Here is a 19,280-nt window from a genome sequence, read left to right as displayed (position 1 = left end):
TTAAATTATATTTAATGCATTTTTTATTAATTGTTCTTGTTCTTTTTTATGTGTTGAAATACAACCTACTGCTGGAGATGCAGAGGAAGAACGACCAATATATTTCAATATAGAAGAAAATGGTAAAATATTATGAAAATAATTTTGTATATATATCCATGCACCTTGGTTATATGGTTCTTCTTGACACCAAATATAATCTTTCACATAAAAATATTTTTTTAATATATTTAATATCTCATCCATTGGGAATGGATATAATTGTTCAACTCGGATTATAGAGATATCAATAATATTATTTTTATTTCTATATTCTAAAAGTTCGTAATATATTTTACCAGAACAAAAAATAAGACGTTTTATTTTTTTTAAATTATTATTTGCTTCATTTATTACTTTTTTAAAATTATCATTAACAATTTGATCTAATGAAGAAGATGATAATGGGTGTCGTAAAAGTGACTTAGGTGTGAAAATTATTAAAGGTTTATAAATATTTATTAAAATTTGTTTTCTTAATAAATGAAACATTTGAGAAGATGTACTAGGAATACAGACTTGTATATTATCTTGAGCACAAAGTTGAAGGAATCTTTCAATCCGGGCAGAAGAATGTTCTGGTCCTTGACCTTCATAACCATGAGGTAAAAAAAGAACTAAATTAGATTTTTTATTCCATTTTTGTTCACCAGAAGTAATAAATTGATCAATTACTACTTGAGCGCCATTGGAAAAATCTCCAAATTGAGCTTCCCAAATAATTAAATTTCTTGAAGGATATAATGAATATCCATATTCAAAAGCTAATACTGATTCCTCTGATAGAACTGAATCCCAAATTTCAAATCGTCCTTGATTTTTTTTAATATTGTTTAAAGGTATATAAATAGATCCATTTTTTTGGTCATGAATGTAGGCATGTCTATGAAAAAAAGTTCCTCTACTAATATCTTCACCGGAAAGACGACATGAAATACCTTCATTAAGTATTGTTGCATACGCTAAAGACTCAGAAGCCCCCCAGTCAAATAATTTTTTTCCTTCAGCCATTTTTATTCTATCTTGATAGATTTTTTTTACTCTATGATGTAATTTAATAGATTTAGGAATAGTATTAATATTATATAATAATTTTTTAATATTAATTAAATCTAATTTATTTACATTTTTTTTTATTTTAAAAAAATTTATATTTTTATCTTGAAAATTTATATTATTCTTGCAAAAAATATATTTTCCTATTATTAATTTATTAAAATATTTTTCTTTAATTTTATTAATTTTATCAATTGTAATACATTTTTGATTAATTAATAATTTAGAGTATATTTTACTAACACTAGGGTGATTTTGAATTTTTTTATACATTATTGGTTGAGTAACAGAAGGATCATCTATTTCGTTATGACCATGTCTTCGATAACAAACTAAATCAATAAATACATCTTTTTTAAATTTTTTTTTAAAATCTAAAGCTAACTGAACAACAAATATTGCAGATTCTACATCATCACAATTAACATGAAAAATAGGTGCTTGAATAAATTTAGCAATATCAGTGCAATATTTACTGGAACGAAGATCATTAGGGTTTGAAGTAGTAAAACCAATTTGGTTATTAATTATAATGTGAATAGTTCCACCTATTTTATAACCATTAGTTTGAGACATATTCAATGTTTCTTGTACTACACCTTGTCCAATAATTGATGCATCTCCATGAATATTAATAGGCAAAATTTCTTGACTAGAACAATTTAAATTGTCTATAGAAGACCTTGCTATTCCAAGAACTACTGGGTTAATTATTTCTAAATGAGATGGATTATATGCTAGTTTTAAACTAATCGTTTTATCTCTATTCTTTATATATGACTCTCCTCCAATGTGATATTTTACATCTCCACTACCTTGTTTATTAGATATATTAATACCAGAAAATTCATCAAATAGTATCTTAGGATTTTTATTTAATACATTAATTAATACATTTAATCGACCTCTATGAGCCATTCCTATAATAATATCTAAAATATTGTTATTTTTTGAATAACGTATTATTTCATGTAACATTGGAATAAGTGCTTCAGAACCTTCTAAAGAAAATCGTTTTACACCAGAAAATTTTTTTCCTAAATATTGTTCTAAAGTTTCTGCATAAATAATTTCTTTTAAATATTGTATTTTATTTTCTTTTAAAATATAGTTTTCTTTAAAATATAGTTCTATGTATTCTGTTATCCATTTTTTTATATGTATATTATCAATGTACATATATTCAAAACCAACAGAATTGCAATATTTGTTATATAATTTATTATACAAATCTATTATTTTAATTTTAAAATGAGAATTTTTTTGAAAATTAATTTTTACTATTTGATTTAATTCATATTGATTAAATTCATAATATGAAAGTTCTAAATATGGATATTTTTTTTGTTTATGTAATTGAAGAGGATCAATTAAAGATTTTTTATAACCTCTTTTTTGAAAAAAACTAATCATTTTATAGATTTTATTATATAATATTTTATTATTTTCTTGATTTAATGTTTTAATATCCTTATTTATTTTATTATTTAAATTCTTATTAAATGAAGTTTTATTTTTTAAAAAATTTTTATTTTCTAAAGATAAATTAAAAAATACTTTTTGCCATTCATCATTAATAAATGACGGATTTATTAAAAATTTTTTATATATATCATCTAGATATTGTTGATTTTCAGCAGATAACCAAGAAGAATTAGACCATTTTTTTAGTATATTTTCATTCATTTTTATTTAAATTTTCAATAGATTAATAATTAAATTTATTTTAATATTTTATATTAAAAAATATTTTTTTATAAATTATGATGGATTATAAATATCAATAAAAGTTACATCTAAACTATATTTTTTATTCAACCATTCACCTAATGATTTAATTCCATCTCTTTCACTACAATAATGTCCTAGTGCAAAAAAATGAATACCTAATTCTCTAGAAATGTATATGGTTTCTTCAGACACTTCACCTGTTAAAAAAGCATCAATTTTAAACTTATATGCTTGTTTAATAAAATCCTGTCCTTTACCACTGCACCATGCAATATATTTAATCTTTTTTGGAGCATTTTGAGAAAAATGTATAGGTTTTTTTTTAAAAACTTTTTCTATTTTTTGATAAAATTCAGTACTACTTACTTCATGATGTAAATTACCCCATAATACATATGGTAAAATCTTACCTTTAATAGAAATATTTAATCTTTTAGCAATTTGTACGTTATTACTGAATTTTGAATGAATATCTAATGGAAGATGCCAACTATATAAATTAATATTATTAGATAAGATAGTTTTTAAGCGCTTTCTTTTAAAATTATGAATATATTTTGATTCTTTATCCCAAAAGTATCCATGATGTACAATAATAGCATTTGCTTGTTGAGATATAGCTATATCTATTAATTCTTGACATGCACTAACTCCTGTAATAATTTTTTTAATTGTTTTTTCACCTTCTATTTGTAAACCATTAGGAACAATATCATTATATTGATTGCTAAGTAATTTTTTATTAATTATTTTTTCTAAAAAAAAATTTTCCATATTAAAATTTCCTATTTAATATTTAATTTATAGGTGATTTAGCCATGTGATACATTAATAAAAATTTTTCTCGATTATTTTGAAAATTTATAATTGGTTTTGGATAGTTTATTTTATAATTTTGTTTAATTATCCATTCATATGGATTATGAATATATGGATTTGGTATATTTTTTAATTCAGGAAGATATTTTCTTATAAAATTTCCTAATTTATCAAAAAATTTAGATTGACGCAGTGGATTAAAGATGCGTATATATGGATTAGAATCACTACCAATCGATGCAGACCATTGCCATCCTCCATTATTTAAAGCATAATCTCCATCAATTAAATGAGACATAAAATATTTTTCTCCCTCTCTCCAGTTAATTAAAAGACTTTTGACTAAAAAACTTGATGTAATCATTCTTAATCTATTATTTATCCAACCTGTTTTATTTAATTGTCTCATTCCAGCATCTATTATAGGAAAACCAGTTTTACCATTTTTCCAAGCATTAAAATAATTTATATTATCTTCCCAAGTTATTTTTTTTTCCCATGAAAATAATGATTGAGATTTACTAATTATAGGAAAACCAATAAGTAAATGATAATAAAATTCCCTCCATATTATTTCATTTAACCAAGGAGAATTAAGTATTATATTTAATGTTACTGTTTTATATTCTTTTAAAAGTACTTCTAAACAATATTTTGGAGAAATAATTCCTAAAGATAAATAAGGAGAAAGCATGCTAGTATTCGTATAAAATGGAAAATTTTTCTTTAATAAATAGTCTTTTAATTTATAAGTGCAAAAATATTTTAATTGATTTTTTGCATTAATTTCTCCAATAGGAAATAAATTTTGATCAAATTGTATTAAATAAGATTGAATATAATCTATTTTACATGTATTACGTATAAAGATTCGTTTTTTAGGAATAGGATAACATGTTGGAATTTTATTAGATAAATAGTTTATTATTTTTTTTTTAAAAAAATAAAATTTTCTATAAGACATTTTATTTTTATTTTTTATTTTATCTGGTGAAACTAAAATATTACTATGAAATGCTTTTATAAAAGTTCCTTGTAAAGATAATTTTTGTGTGATTAAAATATCTCTATTTTTTTCATTTATCTCATATTGGTAATTATAAAATAAATTATTTATTTTATGTATCTTACAAAAATATAATAAATATTCTATTGACTGAAAAAAATCAGCACATTCATAATGATATAAGACAATATTTAATTTTAATAACTCATTTTGCAAAAAAATTACATTTTGATAAAGAAAAGACAATTTTTTCATCGACATAAAATGATCGTTCCATTGTTTTTTAGTAAAAATAAATAAACCTATTACTTCGTCTGTATCAGATAAGCATGCATTATATAAAGCTTTATTATCATATATTCGAATATCATTTCGAAACCATACTAAATTTTTACTCATATTGATTATTTTAAAATTTTTATATTTCTTAAAAATAACATATTATAGTTTCCATTAAAAAAATTTTTTAGTTATTTTATTAAATAAATTTATGATTAGTAATAAAAATATTTATTTCATAGATAATAGGCAGGATAATATGAAAAAAGTAGGTATTTTTTTTGGTAGTGATACTGGAAATACAGAAAAAGTAGCAGGAATTATTCATAAAAAAATTGGTAAAAATAATTCTTTTTTATACGATATTAGTAATAGTTCTAAAAAGGATATAGAAAGTTTTGATAATTTAATATTTGGTATTCCCACTTGGTATTATGGTGAAGTTCAGTGCGATTGGGATGAGTTTTTGCCTATTTTAAAACAAATAGATTTTTCTAATAAGACTATTGCATTATTTGGTTGTGGTGACCAAGAAGATTATAGTGAATATTTTTGTGATGCATTAAGTGTAATATATAAAATTATAAAAAAAAATAAAGCAAATATAATTGGTGAATGGTCAACTAAAGGATATCATTTCGATTGCTCAAAATCCTTATTAAATAAAAATTATTTTATGGGGTTAGCTTTAGATGAAGATCGTCAATCCAATCAAACAAAAAATCGAATAAAAATATGGATTAATGATATCATTTTAAAATTTAGTTAAATAAAAAATGTATATATTTAAAAAATAAATATATTTTAAAAAATAAAAAGTATCATAATATAAATAAAAAAAGAAAAATATGATTGATAAAATAAATCAGTTTAATTTATTACATGGTATACTTCGAAAAAATCATCGTAAAAATATTAAAATAAATTATAAAAATCTTCCATTTATTGGTCAAGATATTTGGACTATATATGAACTATCCTGGTTAAATTTAAATGGTTTACCAAAAGTTTCTATTGCTATAATTGAATTTGATATTAGCAGTAAAAAAATTATTGAATCTAAAAGTTTAAAAATTTATTTAAATAATTTAAATCAAAAAAAATTTAAAAATAGTCATAATTTAATTAAACAAATTGAATCAGATTTAAAAAAATGTGTGCTAGGTAATGTTTCTGTAAAATTATTTGATTTAAATAAAATTAAAAATATGGGATTATCAAAATTCAATGGTATATGTATAGATAATAATAAAGTTATTATTAAATCATACACTTATAATAAATTATTTTTAAAAAATTCAGCTAAAAAAAGAAAAATAGTAACTGAATCTTTATATAGTAATTTATTTAAATCAAATTGTCCTATAACTCAACAACCTGATTGGGCTTCAATTAATATTATATATACCGGTCAAAAAATTAATCATTCAGCATTACTAAAATATTTAGTTTCATTTCGAACACATAATGAATTTCATGAAGAATGTATTGAAAGAATATTTAATGATATTCAAACTCTTTGTAAACCGGAAAAACTTAGTGTATATGCAAGATATAATAGAAGAGGTGGAATTGATATTAATCCATGGCGTAGTAATACAAATTTTAAACCTTATTTGATTAGATTATCAAGACAGTAAAATTTTTATTATTTATTAATTTTTTTTATATAAATAAGCAGTATTAAGTAAATGCTTAATATTGCTTATTTAATATAAATTATAAAAAATTAAATTAATAAATATTTTTAGTTTTATAAACTATTATAAACTAAAGTAACTAAATCTAGTACTTTACTAGAATAACCAGTTTCATTATCATACCAAGCAATTAATTTAGCAAAGTTTTTATTTAATGATAGACCAGCTTGAACATCAAATATAGAAGTTAACTCTTCTCCATTAAAATCTGTAGATACCACTTGATCTTCTGTATAACCCAAAATACCTTTCATATCTTCTTTAGAAGCTTGTTTAATTACATCACATATATCTTTATATGTAGCTGATTTTTTATAACGAACTGTTAAATCAACTACAGATACATTAGTTGTAGGAACACGAAATGCTATTCCTGTTAATTTTCCATTTAAATTAGGTAAAACTTTTCCTACAGCAATTGCTGCTCCAGTTGAGGAGGGAATAATATTTTGAAAAGCACCTCGACCCCCTCTCCAATCTTTTTTAGAAGGTCCATCAACAACTTTTTGAGTAGATGTACTAGCATGTACAGTTGTCATTAAACCTTCAATGATTTTAAAATTATCATCTATTACTTTAGATAAAGGAGCTAAACAATTAGTAGTGCAAGATGCGTTAGATACAATATTTTCACCTTGATATTTATCAAAATTTGCTCCCTTAACAAACATAGGAATGTTATCTTTAGAAGGACCAGTAAGAACTACTTTTTTTGCTCCTGATAAAATATGTTGATATGCAGTATCTCTAGTTAAAAATAGTCCAGTAGATTCAATTACAACATCAATTGATAAATCACCCCATATTAATTTTTTAGGGTCTTTTATTGAAGTAATTCTAATTTTTTTTCCGTTAATAATGATATTTTGATTATTTACTTCAATTTTTTCTTGAAATACACCATGTGTAGAGTCATATTTTAACATATATGCTATATATTCAGGATCTATTAAATCATTTATTGCTACAATTTCAATATTTTTACGTTTTTGAGCTAAACGAAATAAAACTCGTCCAATCCGACCAAATCCATTAATACCTACTTTAATAGTCATAATTTCACCATTACTTTATATAATTACTAAATTTATAATAAATTTTTTAACTCATTAAAATATTTTTATATTAAAAATTTAAAATTTTTTTAATATTTTATTAGGATCTATTTTTGAAGCATAATATGCAGGATACCAATTTGTTAAAATTGCTATTATTATCGTAATAATAAAAATATTAATTAAATCTGATATATTTATTTTTAACAATAAAAAATTTTGATAATAAATATTATTTAATAACAAACTATGATGAAAAAATTTTTCTAGAAAAAACGTAATTTTTTTATAATTTAAAACTGTCAAAGTACCAGTTATTATACCAATAAAACTACTTACAAAAATAAAACGCATACCATAATATAAAAAAATTAATTGAATAAGAAAATTATTAGCGCCTATACTACGTAAAATAGCAATATCTTTTGTCTTTTTAGATATAGATAATAAAGATATAGATATAATACTGAAGCAAGATATTATGATTAGTAAAAATAATGTAATATATATAATTATTTTAGTTTTATTAATATCATCATATATATATTTATAGCTATTAATCCATGTATATAAAAAAATAGGAACATTAATTTTTTGAGCTATATTTAAAATAGTTTTTTTAGCTTCTAAGGGATTAGACATATATAATTCAATAGCATTTATATTATTTTTAATATTAAAATTATTTTGAAAAAACGAAAAAGGAACAAGTCCAATATTAGAATTTATAATACTATTTGAATTAAATATAGATTTAATTTGAAAAGAAAAAATTTTTACTCTTTTATTTTTAAAAGAAAAATTATTATCTAAAATAATTAAATCAACCCAATCTCCTTTTTTTAAGGATAAATATTCAGATATATTAGAAGATATAATAATTTGATTATTTTTAATGTTATTTAATTTTTTAAATTGATTATCTATTTTTTGAAAAGAAAAATATTTTTTTATATACTTAATATTTTTAAAACTTTTAATATTAAAAAATTTTATCTTTGTATCTTTTAATAAAATACTATTCATTAAAATATATGGTTCAGAATAATTAATATTATCTAAACAATTGATGTTTTTTATCATTTTATCCCAAGATACAAATGGTTTATATATTGATTTTATAATACCATGAGGTAAAGATGATAAAACATTTTTATTTAATAATATTTTAAAACCATTAATAGCGCTAATACTAATAATTAATGTAAAAATACTTAAAGCAATACCTACCTTAGATAATATTGAAATTAAAAAAAATATATAATCTTTATTATTTTTAAAATATAAACGATTTGCAATAAAAAATGGTAAAAAATTCATTTAATATTTCTTTATTATATTGAGTGTTTTATCTTTCATTTCAAATAAGGTGCTAGCTTGATTAGCCAAATTAAGATCATGTGTTGCAATTATAAAAGAAGTATTAAAATCTTTATTAAACTTAAATATTAAATCAAAAATAATTTTTGAATTATGAAGATCTAAATTACCAGTTGGTTCATCTGCTATTATTAAATTTGGTTGATTAACAAAAGCCCTTGCAATTGCTACACGCTGTCTTTCGCCGCCAGATAACTCATATGGATATTTATTAATTTTTTTTTCTAAACGAATTTTTTTTAATATTTCATATGATTTTTCTTTAGCTTCTCTTATAGTTTTATTACTAATTAATAAAGGTATTGAGACATTTTCAAGTACATTAAAATCTAGAAGTAAATGATGGAACTGGTAAATAAATCCTAAATTTAAATTTCTTAATTTAGATATTTGATTAGATGACATTGAATTTAATAATATACCATTAAAATAAATAGTTCCAGATGTAGGTTGTTCTAAACCACTAACTAAATGCAATAATGTACTTTTTCCAGATCCTGATTTTCCAATAATTACAGCTATTTCACCTTGATAAAGATGAAAGGATATATTTTTTAAAATATGAGTCTTTTTTATATCATCTTGATAAAATTTAGTAAGATTAATACATTTTAATATTATATTATTCATGAGATAAAATTCTAGCAGGTGTTGATTTAACAATATTCCAAATAGGATATAGTATCGATAAAATAGAAATTAATATAAATATAGTATTAATTAAAATAATTTGCATAGGATATATTTTTAATGAAATAGATATGTTACTAAAAAAAATATTAATTATAAAATTTAAAAATTTTTTTTGAAAAATTAATAAAAAACTAATTAAAGTACCTAACATACTTCCGATAATTATTACACTAGAACCTAATGTAATAAATATTAGTATAATTTTTCTATAACATAATCCACATGTTTGTAAAATGGCAATAATATTTTTTTTTTCTATCATGCTTATTGTTAAATTAATAAATATATTAAAACTTACAATAATTAAAATTAAAATAAAAAAAAGTAACATGATATATTTTTCAATTTGAACTATTTTAAAAAATTCTCCTTGTTGTGATTTCCAATCTAAAAAAAGTAAATTATTTCTTATTTTTTTAATTATATTAATATCATAATAAAATGGATTTTTAAACCATACTCTCCAACCAGTTATATAATCTTTATGATATTTTAATAAATTTAAAGCATCTGTATTATTTATTAGTATTTGATAATTATCGATTTCATTTTTTGTTTCAAATATACCAACAATTTTAAATATTTTTTCTTCATTATTTTCTATTAATAATTTTTTATTATTAGGAAATATTATTAATTTAATTAAATCATTAATATTTAAATTAAGTTTTTTTGATAATTGCTTACCTATAATTATATTATTTTTTGAAGAATTTAATTTATATAAAAATTTTTCAACATTATAGAATTTAAAATGATCAGTAATATTTTTCTTAAAAGCAAGCAACTCAGCTATAGAAATGTTATTTTTATTTTTAATGAATACTTTGCTGCTAATAAAACTAGATATTTTTTCAATATTATTAAATTTTAAAATTTCTTTAGGAAATTCTAATTTATTTATATAGTAATTTTTATTAGTAATAATCAAATGTGGAATAAATGATAAAAAACGTTTTTTAAATTCATCTTGAAATCCATTAAATAAAGATGTTGTGATAATAATTGATGAAATACCAATACTGATACCTAAAATAGATAAAATAGTAAGTATTTTTTTAAAATTTGTTAATTTATCGTTCCATAAATAACGTAAACCAATAAATATATATATAGGTTTATACATTTATACTTTCTTATATTATTTTTATTAAAAATTTTATCATAATTAAATATATATTTTGTTAAAATATTTATTTAATATAAAACATTAATTTAAATTAAAAAATATTCTAATAAATTAATAATACAATCATTAAATTTAAAATAAAAAATTTATTAAGTATATTCTTTTTAATAATAATATAAAGAAAAATAATTATATTTAAAGATATATTTTTAATTTTTTTTAAATTTAATTTTTTCTTTATGATTTTTAAAAATTTTTAGTTAAAATTAAAAATATTCATTTTATTTTTATAAAACATTTTATTATGAAAATAGTATTAAAAAACATGCAAAATAAAAATTTTATTAAATATAAATTAATAAATTTTTTTAAAGATAATTTAGATAAAAAAAATTTTAATAAGATTTTAAATTTTTTATATAATTTTTCAGGAAAAACTATTTTTTTTATAACAAAAAAAGAATGTTTAATAAGTTTTTTAAAGATTTTAAATTTAAAAAAAATTTATCCTAAATATATAAAGAATATTTTTGAAATTAATAAAAAATATAATTTTTATTATATTATAGAAAATTTATATAATAGTTTTTTTGATACTAAAAAAAACTTTTTATTTATTTCAACAAAAGAAATTTTTTCAAATATTCAAATTATAAATAAATCTGAATTATTTCAAAATAAATTTTTATATCAATTAAAAAATAATGATTTTGTTATACATATTCAACATGGAATTGGAAAATATCAAGGACTCACCACAATAAAAACAGCTAGCTGTGAATCGGAGTATTTAGTTATTTTATATGCAGATGGTGATAAATTATATGTTCCTATTTCATATTTGCATTTAGTTTCTCCATATGACAAGTTAGAAAAAAATATTACTTTGAATAAATTAGGAAATGATAAATGGGATAAAGAAAAAAATAAAATTAGCAAAAATTTATATGATTATGCAGCAATTTTATTGAATATATATGCAAATAGATTATCTAAAAAGGGATTTTCTTTTAAAAAATATGAACAAGAATATAATCTTTTTTGTAAAGATTTTCCATTTCAAATTACTATTGATCAAGAAAAAGCTATAAATGCTGTATTAAATGATATGTATAAAAATACTCCAATGGATAGATTAATTTGTGGAGATGTAGGTTTTGGAAAAACAGAAATAGCTATTAGAGCTGCTTTTTTATGCGCATTAAATAAAAAACAAACTATTTTCTTAGTGCCTACAACATTATTAGCAGAACAACATTTTAATAGTTTTTTAAAACGATTTAAAAATTGGTCCATTCATATAGATATACTATCTAGATTTAAAAGTAAGAAAGAAGAAGAAAATATTTTAAAAAAAATTAAAATTGGTCAAATTAACATCCTAATAGCTACTCATAAAATTTTATTTAAAAATATTACATGGTTTAATCTTGGTTTATTAATTATTGATGAAGAACATAGATTTGGTGTTCTTCAAAAAGAGATAATTAAAAAAACATACGGTCATATTGATATACTTACTTTAACAGCTACGCCTATTCCTAGAACATTAAATATGATTATACATGGAATAAAAGACTTATCTATTATATCTAATCCTCCAAATAAAAGAAAAAAAATAAAAACTTTTATAGAAGAATATAATTTTAATTTAATAAAAAAAGCTATTTATCAAGAACTTTCTAGAGGTGGTCAAATATATTATATATATAATAAAATTAAAGGTATTAATGATATAGCGATAAAACTATCAAAATTAATTCCAACTGCTAAAATTAAAGTGGCTCATGGAAAAATGAATAGTATTGAACTAAAAGAAATAATGAATGAATTTTATCAAAATCATTTTAATATATTAGTTTGTACCACTATTATAGAAAGTGGAATTGATATACCTAAAGCAAATACAATGATTATTGAAAATGCTGATCATTTTGGATTGTCTCAATTACATCAACTTAGGGGTAGAATTGGACGTTCTAATGATCAAGGATATGCTTTTTTACTTATTAATAATTTTAAAACTATTACATTAAATGCAAAGCAAAGATTAGAAGCTATTAGCTTAACAAATAATTTTGGCGGTGGTTTTAATTTATCTAATCGAGATTTAGAAATTAGAGGAATTGGTGAATTAATTGGAAAAGAACAAAGTGGTAATTTTAATAGCATAGGTATTAATCTATACATAAAATTATTAAATAAAGCTATCAAATTTTTAAAACAAGGGAAAAAAAAAATACCTCTTGATGATTTTATTAAAAAATCAGAAATTCAGTTAAATGTACCCGCTTTATTTCCAGATAATTATATTTCTGATATTAATCAACGATTATTTTTTTATGAAAAAATTGAAAACGCTAAAAATAATAATGAAATAAAAGAAATATATTTAGAACTATTAAATCAATTTGGTAAATTGCCTACTATATCTGAAAATTTAATCTTAATTGCTAAAATTAAATTATTAGCAAAAAAAATTGGAATCATATATATTAAATCTAATCAATCAAATGGAGTAATAAAATTTAATAAAAATAATTTAATTGATATGCAATATTTAATTTCAATTTTTAAAGAAGAACCAACTTTATGGAAAATGATAAATGATAAAAAGCTACAGTTTTTTCATAATTTTCAAAATAATTCATTACGTTTAAAATGGATTTTAGATTTTTTAAAAAAATTAAATATAACTTCATAAAATATATTATTTATTTTAAATAATTTTATTATATATTTTAAAATTTCAATCATAGGAATTATATGAAACAAATTGTTTATATTGCAAATTCAGAAAGTCAAACAATAGAAGTATGGAAATTATATCCAGATGGAAAAATGGAAATTATTCAAACTGTTCATGTTGATGGAAATGTGCAACCAATAAATTTTATTAAAAGTAAAAATTTATTATATGTAGGTGTTCGTCCAAAAAATCGAATACTTATCTACACTATTAAAAAAAATGGTACTTTATTCAAACAAGGAGAAAAAAATATTCCAGGAAGTTCAAATTATATTTCTTTTAGTCCAGATAAAAAATTCTTATTTTGTAGTTCATACCATCATAATTCTATGAGTGTTATACCATTGAGTCAAAATGGAAATCCTAAAAATCCTATACAAATTATTCATAATATCAATGGCTGCCATTCTGCTTTGTTTAATACTAAATATAATGTATTATTTATTACTTCTTTAAAAGAAGATACTATTTACTTATATTATTTAACAAAATATGGTATATTAAAAAATACTCAACAAAAATATATTCAAACTAAATATAATTCAGGTCCACGTCATATTGTTTTTCATCCTAACCAAGATTTTCTTTATAACATAAATGAACTCAATGGAACTATAGATGCATGGAAAATATATATAAAAGAAAAAATAGTTCAAGTAAAACATATACAAAATATATCAATAGTAAAAAATCATATTATTACAAACAAATATTGGTCATCTGATATTCAGATAACATCAAATGGTAATTTTTTATATGTTTCTGATCGAATTTTAAATAATATTACATTATTTAATATTAATAAAAAAAATGGAAAAATTATTCTTATTAAACATTATCCCACAGAAATACAGCCAAGAACATTTTGTATTGATAAATATAATAAATATATATTAGTTGCAGGTCAAAAATCTAATAAATTTACCATATATAAAATAGATATAAATACAGGGAATTTAGAAAAATTAAATAGATATTCCACAGGTAAAGAACCATTGTGGATTATTACATATCCAATTTAGTAATATTTTATTAAATAAAAAATATATTTTGATCTAAAGACTTTTTAATAATATAAATTAATTTTTTTAAATCTTCTATACTAATAATATAAGGTGGTACAATATAAATTAATTTTCTAAAAGGTCTAATCCAAACACCGTTTTTTACAAAAAAATTTTGTATTAATTCTAAATTAATAAATTTTGAACATTCTACTACACCAATAGCACCTAATACACGCACATCAATAACTCTAGGATGATTAATTAATGGTAATAAATTTATGTTAAGTTCTTTTTCTATATTACTTACTTGTTCTTGCCATTGATTTTTCTCTAAAATTTTTATATTAGCATTTGCTGCAGAGCAAGCTAATGGATTTGCCATATACGTAGGTCCATGCATAAAACAACGAGTGCTACTATTGCTAATAGTATTAGCAATATGTCTTGAAGTTAAAGTTGCTGCTAGTGTTATTGTACCACCAGTTATAGCTTTTCCTAAGCATAATATATCAGGAATTACATTAGCATGTTCAAAAGCAAAAAATTTTCCAGTTCGTCCAAATCCTGTTGCTATTTCATCAAAAACTAATGGAATTGAATAATTTTGACATAGCTCTTTTACTTTTTTTAAAAATATAGGATGATAAAATTTCATACCTCCTACGCTTTGCACAATTGGTTCTAATATTACACCAGCAATTGTAAAGATATTTTTTTTTATTATTTTTTTAAATGATATAATATCATTAGAGTTCCAATGGTCATTAAAATTAGAACATGGAGCATTTGCAAATAAATTTTTTGGTAAAAAATGATTATATATTTTATGCATAGAATTATTTGGATCAGAAATAGACATAGCTCCAAAGGTATCACCATGATATGCATTTTTAATTGTTAATATTTTTGTTCTATTTTGTCCTAGAGCTTCCCAATATTGTATTAACATTTTAATTGCTACTTCAATAGCAATTGATCCAGAATCTGAAAGAAAAATACATTCTAATTTTTTTGGAGTTAATTTAATTAATTTTTTACAAAGCAAAATAGCTGAGGGATGTGTTATTCCTCCAAACATAACATGAGAAATCTTTTTAATTTGTTTTTTTAAAGCTTTATTTAATATAGGATTATTATAACCATGTATAGTAGACCACCATGAAGACATACCATCTATTATTTTTTTTCCATTTTTTAACTTTAAATATACTCCTTTAGCTGAGATAATAGAATAACAAGAAACAGGTTTAATTAAAGAAGAATATGGATGCCAAATATGTTTAGCATCAAATAACATATCAGATTGACTCATTTTAATTTATATATAAAATATTGAATAGTTTATTATAAACTTTTAAGTAAATAAAATCATAATTTTTTTGGAGACTATATGAAACAAAAATGGACCTTGAAAAATACAAAAATATTATTTAATAAACCATTTTTTGACCTTATATTTGAGGCTCAAAAAAAACATCGTAAATATTTTAATCCAAATAAAATACAAATTAGTACATTATTATCTATTAAAACAGGAGCATGTCCAGAAGACTGTAAATATTGCCCGCAAAGCGCAAGATATAAAACAGAATTAAAAAAAAATAAATTATTAGAATTAGATAAAATTTTAAAATCAGCAAAATATGCAAAAGAATCAGGTTCTACACGTTTTTGCATGGGAGCAGCATGGAAACATCCTAATGAAAAAGATATACCATATTTAGAAAAAATTATTAAAGAGATCAAAAAAATGGGTATGGAAACTTGTATGACTTTAGGAACAATAAATAATATTCAAGCAAAGAAATTATCAAAAGCAGGTTTAGATTTTTATAATCATAATTTAGACACATCTTCTAATTTTTATAAAAATATTGTAACTACAAGAACATACGAAGAACGTTTAAATACTTTAAAAATAGTTAGAAACGCTGGGATGAAAATTTGTACTGGAGGAATTATTGGATTAGGCGAAAAAATACAAGATAGAATGGAATTATTAATGGAGTTATCTAATTTAGATATACAACCTGAAAGTGTTCCAATCAATATGTTGGTAAAGGTACCGGGAACGCCAATGGAAAATAATATAGATGTAGATCCATTTGATTTTATTAGAGTTATCGCAGCAACTCGTATTATGTTACCAAAATCTTACATTAGATTATCAGCAGGTAGAAATAACATGAATGATCAAACACAAGCTATGTGTTTTATGGCTGGTGCAAATTCAATTTTTTATGGATGTAAATTATTAACTGCAAAAAACCCAAAAGAAATAAACGATTTAAATTTATTTAAAAAACTAAACTTATCACCTGAATATAGCAAACAAAATCAAAAAGAAAAAAATAAAAATAGTTTAAAATTATTTAAATTAAATAAAAAACAGTATTATAATGCTGCAATATAAAAATAAATAAATATTTTAAAATAAAAAATTTTTATTAAAAATTTAAATATATATATTATGTCAATAAAATAAAATAAATAAAACTAATTTAAATAAAATTAATAAAAGATTTATTTTGTATATTAATACATTAATATTATTTAAAAAATATACTCTTTAAAAAATAAAAATAAATTATGATAAAAAAATTTTTTATTACTGGTACTGATACAAATGTAGGAAAAACAACTACAAGTAGTATTTTATTAAAAAAAGCTCAATATTATGGATATCAAACAGCAGCTTATAAACCAATTTCTTCTGGTATGAAAAAATATAAAAATATTAACTCTAATACTTATAAAAGTAAATTTAAATTTATTAACGAAGATGCTTTTATTTTAAAAAAAAATAGCTCCGTTTACTTACATTATAAAGAAGTTAATCCAATTACATTTATTGAAAATGCACCCCCTAATATATTAAGTATTATTAAAAAAAGAAAAATAAAAAAAGAATATTTATCTTTAGGTTTAAAAAAAATATCTAAAAAATCTAATTGGATTTTAATTGAAGGAGCTGGTGGATGGTATACACCTATATCTAATACATATACTTTTGCAGATTGGGTGAAAGAAGAAAAATTAAGAGTTATTTTAGTTGTAGGAATTAAATTAGGATGTATAAATCATGCAATTTTAACTGAAAAATCTATACTTTCAGATCAGTTAATATGTGTAGGATGGATAGCTAATAATATTCTTCCAAATAATAAGTATAATTCATATTATATCCAAACTTTGTTAAATTATATTAAATCACCATTATTAGGAGTAATCCCTTATTTAAAAAATAGAAATAAAATTAATATTAATAAAATAAAAATTCAATTACCTGAATAAAACATTTTTATATAGTAAAAATAATATTTTTTATTAACAAAGATGGATATATTTTTTTAATTTAAATATAAACTGGATATTCAGAACAAAGTTCTAATACCTTTTTTTTAATCTTAAAAATATTTTTTGTATCTTTAATATCATTTAAAATTCTTATCATCCAGTTCGTCACTTTAATCATTTCTAATTCTTTAAAACCTCTTCTTGTAACTGCAGGGGTTCCAATACGTATTCCAGAAGTAATAAAAGGGCTTCTTATATCGTTTGGAACTGTATTTTTATTTACAGTAATATTTGCTTGACCTAAAGCAATATCAGCATCTTTACCCGTAATTTTCTTGTTCATTAAATTAATTAAAAACAAATGATTATAAGTATTTCCTGAAACAATTTCATATCCTTTTTCTAAAAAAGTTTTAACCATAATCTTTGCATTTTTTAAAATTTGTTTTTGGTATTTCTTAAAATTTGGTTCTAAAGCTTCTTTGAAAGCAATTGCTTTTCCAGCAATAACATGCATAAGTGGGCCGCCTTGACTACCTGGAAAAACAGATAAATCTAATTTTTTATAAAATAAAGAACTACCATTTTTCGCAAGAATAATACCTCCTCTTGGACCAGATAATGTCTTATGTGTTGTGCTAGTTACAACATGTGCATATTCAATTGGATTAGGATAAAGTTTTGTAACAACTAATCCAGCTATATGTGATATATCTACAACTAAATAAGCATTTACTTTATCTGAAATTGAACGCATTTTAGACCAATCACAAATACCAGAATATGCTGAAAAACCACCAATAATCATTTTAGGTTGATATTCTTTTGCTAATTTATCAATTTCTTCATAATTAATAATACCATTATCATCAACTCCATAAGTAATTGCTTTATATAATTTACCTGAAAAATTTACAGAAGAACCATGTGTTAAATGACCACCATGAGATAAATTTAAACCTAAAATCGTATCTCCAGGAGATAAAAGAGCTGCATAAACAGCAAAATTAGCTTGAGATCCAGAATGAGGTTGAACATTAGCATAATCAGAATTAAATAATTTTTTTGCACGATTGATAGCCAATTTTTCTATAGTATCTATGTGTTCACAACCACCATAATATCTTTTACCGGGATAACCTTCTGCATACTTATTTGTTAATTGAGAACCTTGTGCATACATAACATAATTACTAGCATAATTTTCTGACGCAATTAATTCAATATGATTTTCTTGCCTTTTTTTTTCTTGATACATAGCTGTCCATAATTCTGGGTCATATTTTTTAAATTCAATTTTTTTATTAAACATTTTTTTCCTATTATTAATAGTTATAATA

General features: G+C 21.1%; 15 protein-coding genes. 6 read left to right on the top strand and 9 right to left on the bottom strand.

The features are described 5' to 3' along the window. The 3 genes from AB4W67_RS01465 to phrB form a co-directional block, all read right to left on the bottom strand. The gene (locus tag AB4W67_RS01465) at positions 1 to 2,781 is read right to left on the bottom strand and encodes a 2-oxoglutarate dehydrogenase E1 component (RefSeq protein ID WP_367682282.1); all 2,781 of its coding nucleotides are present in this window, start codon (positions 2,779 to 2,781) and stop codon (positions 1 to 3) included. A 75-nt stretch (positions 2,782 to 2,856) separates the two neighbouring features. After that, positions 2,857 to 3,600, bottom strand: a complete 744-nt coding sequence (locus tag AB4W67_RS01460; protein ID WP_367682281.1) for a Nif3-like dinuclear metal center hexameric protein — start codon at positions 3,598 to 3,600, stop codon at positions 2,857 to 2,859. A 22-nt stretch (positions 3,601 to 3,622) separates the two neighbouring features. After that, entirely contained in the window at positions 3,623 to 5,050 is a 1,428-nt protein-coding gene (gene phrB / locus AB4W67_RS01455) for a deoxyribodipyrimidine photo-lyase (RefSeq protein WP_367682280.1), read from the bottom strand. A gap of 139 nt (positions 5,051 to 5,189) precedes the next feature. On the opposite strand from phrB, the gene fldA reads away from it, so the two are divergent. After that, positions 5,190 to 5,699, top strand: a complete 510-nt coding sequence (gene fldA, locus AB4W67_RS01450; RefSeq protein ID WP_367682279.1) for a flavodoxin FldA — start codon at positions 5,190 to 5,192, stop codon at positions 5,697 to 5,699. A gap of 79 nt (positions 5,700 to 5,778) precedes the next feature. Further along, positions 5,779 to 6,570, top strand: coding sequence for an NADPH-dependent 7-cyano-7-deazaguanine reductase QueF (gene queF, locus AB4W67_RS01445; protein WP_367682278.1), 792 nt, complete (start codon positions 5,779 to 5,781; stop codon positions 6,568 to 6,570). Between the two features lie 113 nt (positions 6,571 to 6,683). Here queF and gap read toward each other — a convergent pair whose 3' ends face one another. From gap to AB4W67_RS01425, 4 genes are all read right to left on the bottom strand, one after another. Beyond that, positions 6,684 to 7,685 carry a type I glyceraldehyde-3-phosphate dehydrogenase gene (gap, locus tag AB4W67_RS01440; protein ID WP_367682277.1) on the bottom strand — a complete coding sequence of 334 codons (1,002 nt, stop codon included), beginning with the start codon at positions 7,683 to 7,685 and terminating at the stop codon, positions 6,684 to 6,686. A 78-nt stretch (positions 7,686 to 7,763) separates the two neighbouring features. Beyond that, entirely contained in the window at positions 7,764 to 9,005 is a 1,242-nt protein-coding gene (locus AB4W67_RS01435) for an FtsX-like permease family protein (RefSeq protein WP_367682276.1), read from the bottom strand. Next, the gene (gene lolD, locus AB4W67_RS01430; RefSeq protein ID WP_367682275.1) at positions 9,006 to 9,695 is read right to left on the bottom strand and encodes a lipoprotein-releasing ABC transporter ATP-binding protein LolD; all 690 of its coding nucleotides are present in this window, start codon (positions 9,693 to 9,695) and stop codon (positions 9,006 to 9,008) included. Then, a complete protein-coding gene (locus AB4W67_RS01425; protein ID WP_367682274.1) occupies positions 9,688 to 10,884 on the bottom strand; it encodes an ABC transporter permease in 1,197 nt (398 codons plus the stop codon). The genes lolD and AB4W67_RS01425 overlap by 8 nt, the downstream gene beginning before the upstream one ends. 307 nt (positions 10,885 to 11,191) lie before the next feature. On the opposite strand from AB4W67_RS01425, the gene mfd reads away from it, so the two are divergent. Next, entirely contained in the window at positions 11,192 to 13,591 is a 2,400-nt protein-coding gene (gene mfd, locus AB4W67_RS01420; protein ID WP_367682790.1) for a transcription-repair coupling factor, read from the top strand. Positions 13,592 to 13,653: 62 nt separating this feature from the next. Next, positions 13,654 to 14,658 carry a 6-phosphogluconolactonase gene (pgl, locus tag AB4W67_RS01415; protein WP_367682789.1) on the top strand — a complete coding sequence of 335 codons (1,005 nt, stop codon included), beginning with the start codon at positions 13,654 to 13,656 and terminating at the stop codon, positions 14,656 to 14,658. Positions 14,659 to 14,668: 10 nt separating this feature from the next. Here pgl and bioA read toward each other — a convergent pair whose 3' ends face one another. Continuing rightward, positions 14,669 to 15,955 carry an adenosylmethionine--8-amino-7-oxononanoate transaminase gene (gene bioA / locus AB4W67_RS01410; protein ID WP_367682788.1) on the bottom strand — a complete coding sequence of 429 codons (1,287 nt, stop codon included), beginning with the start codon at positions 15,953 to 15,955 and terminating at the stop codon, positions 14,669 to 14,671. 78 nt (positions 15,956 to 16,033) lie between these two features. Between bioA and bioB the strand changes: the two genes are divergently transcribed. Together bioB and bioD are read left to right on the top strand one after the other, a co-directional pair. Continuing rightward, positions 16,034 to 17,056 carry a biotin synthase BioB gene (gene bioB, locus AB4W67_RS01405; RefSeq protein WP_367682787.1) on the top strand — a complete coding sequence of 341 codons (1,023 nt, stop codon included), beginning with the start codon at positions 16,034 to 16,036 and terminating at the stop codon, positions 17,054 to 17,056. A gap of 176 nt (positions 17,057 to 17,232) precedes the next feature. Beyond that, positions 17,233 to 17,937: a dethiobiotin synthase gene (gene bioD / locus AB4W67_RS01400; protein WP_367682786.1), complete on the top strand. Its 705-nt coding sequence runs from the start codon at positions 17,233 to 17,235 to the stop codon at positions 17,935 to 17,937. Positions 17,938 to 17,998: 61 nt separating this feature from the next. On the opposite strand, the gene glyA is transcribed toward bioD, so the two are convergent. Beyond that, a complete protein-coding gene (gene glyA, locus AB4W67_RS01395) occupies positions 17,999 to 19,252 on the bottom strand; it encodes a serine hydroxymethyltransferase (RefSeq protein WP_367682785.1) in 1,254 nt (417 codons plus the stop codon). Positions 19,253 to 19,280 lie beyond the last annotated feature (28 nt).

The organism is Buchnera aphidicola (Protaphis terricola) (genome assembly GCF_964059145.1).
GTDB lineage: Bacteria > Pseudomonadota > Gammaproteobacteria > Enterobacterales > Enterobacteriaceae > Buchnera > Buchnera aphidicola_BP.
Note: the sequence above shows the minus strand (reverse complement) of the source record. Positions and strands in the feature narration are given on the sequence as shown.

Bases quoted from the DNA above. Each gene is read 5' to 3' on its own strand.
- AB4W67_RS01465 (WP_367682282.1), bottom strand. From the start codon at position 2,781: ATGAATGAAAATATACTAAAAAAATGGTCTAATTCTTCTTGGTTATCT.
- AB4W67_RS01460 (WP_367682281.1), bottom strand. From the start codon at position 3,600: ATGGAAAATTTTTTTTTAGAAAAAATAATTAATAAAAAATTACTTAGC.
- phrB (WP_367682280.1), bottom strand. From the start codon at position 5,050: ATGAGTAAAAATTTAGTATGGTTTCGAAATGATATTCGAATATATGAT.
- fldA (WP_367682279.1), top strand. From the start codon at position 5,190: ATGAAAAAAGTAGGTATTTTTTTTGGTAGTGATACTGGAAATACAGAA.
- queF (WP_367682278.1), top strand. From the start codon at position 5,779: ATGATTGATAAAATAAATCAGTTTAATTTATTACATGGTATACTTCGA.
- gap (WP_367682277.1), bottom strand. From the start codon at position 7,685: ATGACTATTAAAGTAGGTATTAATGGATTTGGTCGGATTGGACGAGTT.
- AB4W67_RS01435 (WP_367682276.1), bottom strand. From the start codon at position 9,005: ATGAATTTTTTACCATTTTTTATTGCAAATCGTTTATATTTTAAAAAT.
- lolD (WP_367682275.1), bottom strand. From the start codon at position 9,695: ATGAATAATATAATATTAAAATGTATTAATCTTACTAAATTTTATCAA.
- AB4W67_RS01425 (WP_367682274.1), bottom strand. From the start codon at position 10,884: ATGTATAAACCTATATATATATTTATTGGTTTACGTTATTTATGGAAC.
- mfd (WP_367682790.1), top strand. From the start codon at position 11,192: ATGAAAATAGTATTAAAAAACATGCAAAATAAAAATTTTATTAAATAT.
- pgl (WP_367682789.1), top strand. From the start codon at position 13,654: ATGAAACAAATTGTTTATATTGCAAATTCAGAAAGTCAAACAATAGAA.
- bioA (WP_367682788.1), bottom strand. From the start codon at position 15,955: ATGAGTCAATCTGATATGTTATTTGATGCTAAACATATTTGGCATCCA.
- bioB (WP_367682787.1), top strand. From the start codon at position 16,034: ATGAAACAAAAATGGACCTTGAAAAATACAAAAATATTATTTAATAAA.
- bioD (WP_367682786.1), top strand. From the start codon at position 17,233: ATGATAAAAAAATTTTTTATTACTGGTACTGATACAAATGTAGGAAAA.
- glyA (WP_367682785.1), bottom strand. From the start codon at position 19,252: ATGTTTAATAAAAAAATTGAATTTAAAAAATATGACCCAGAATTATGG.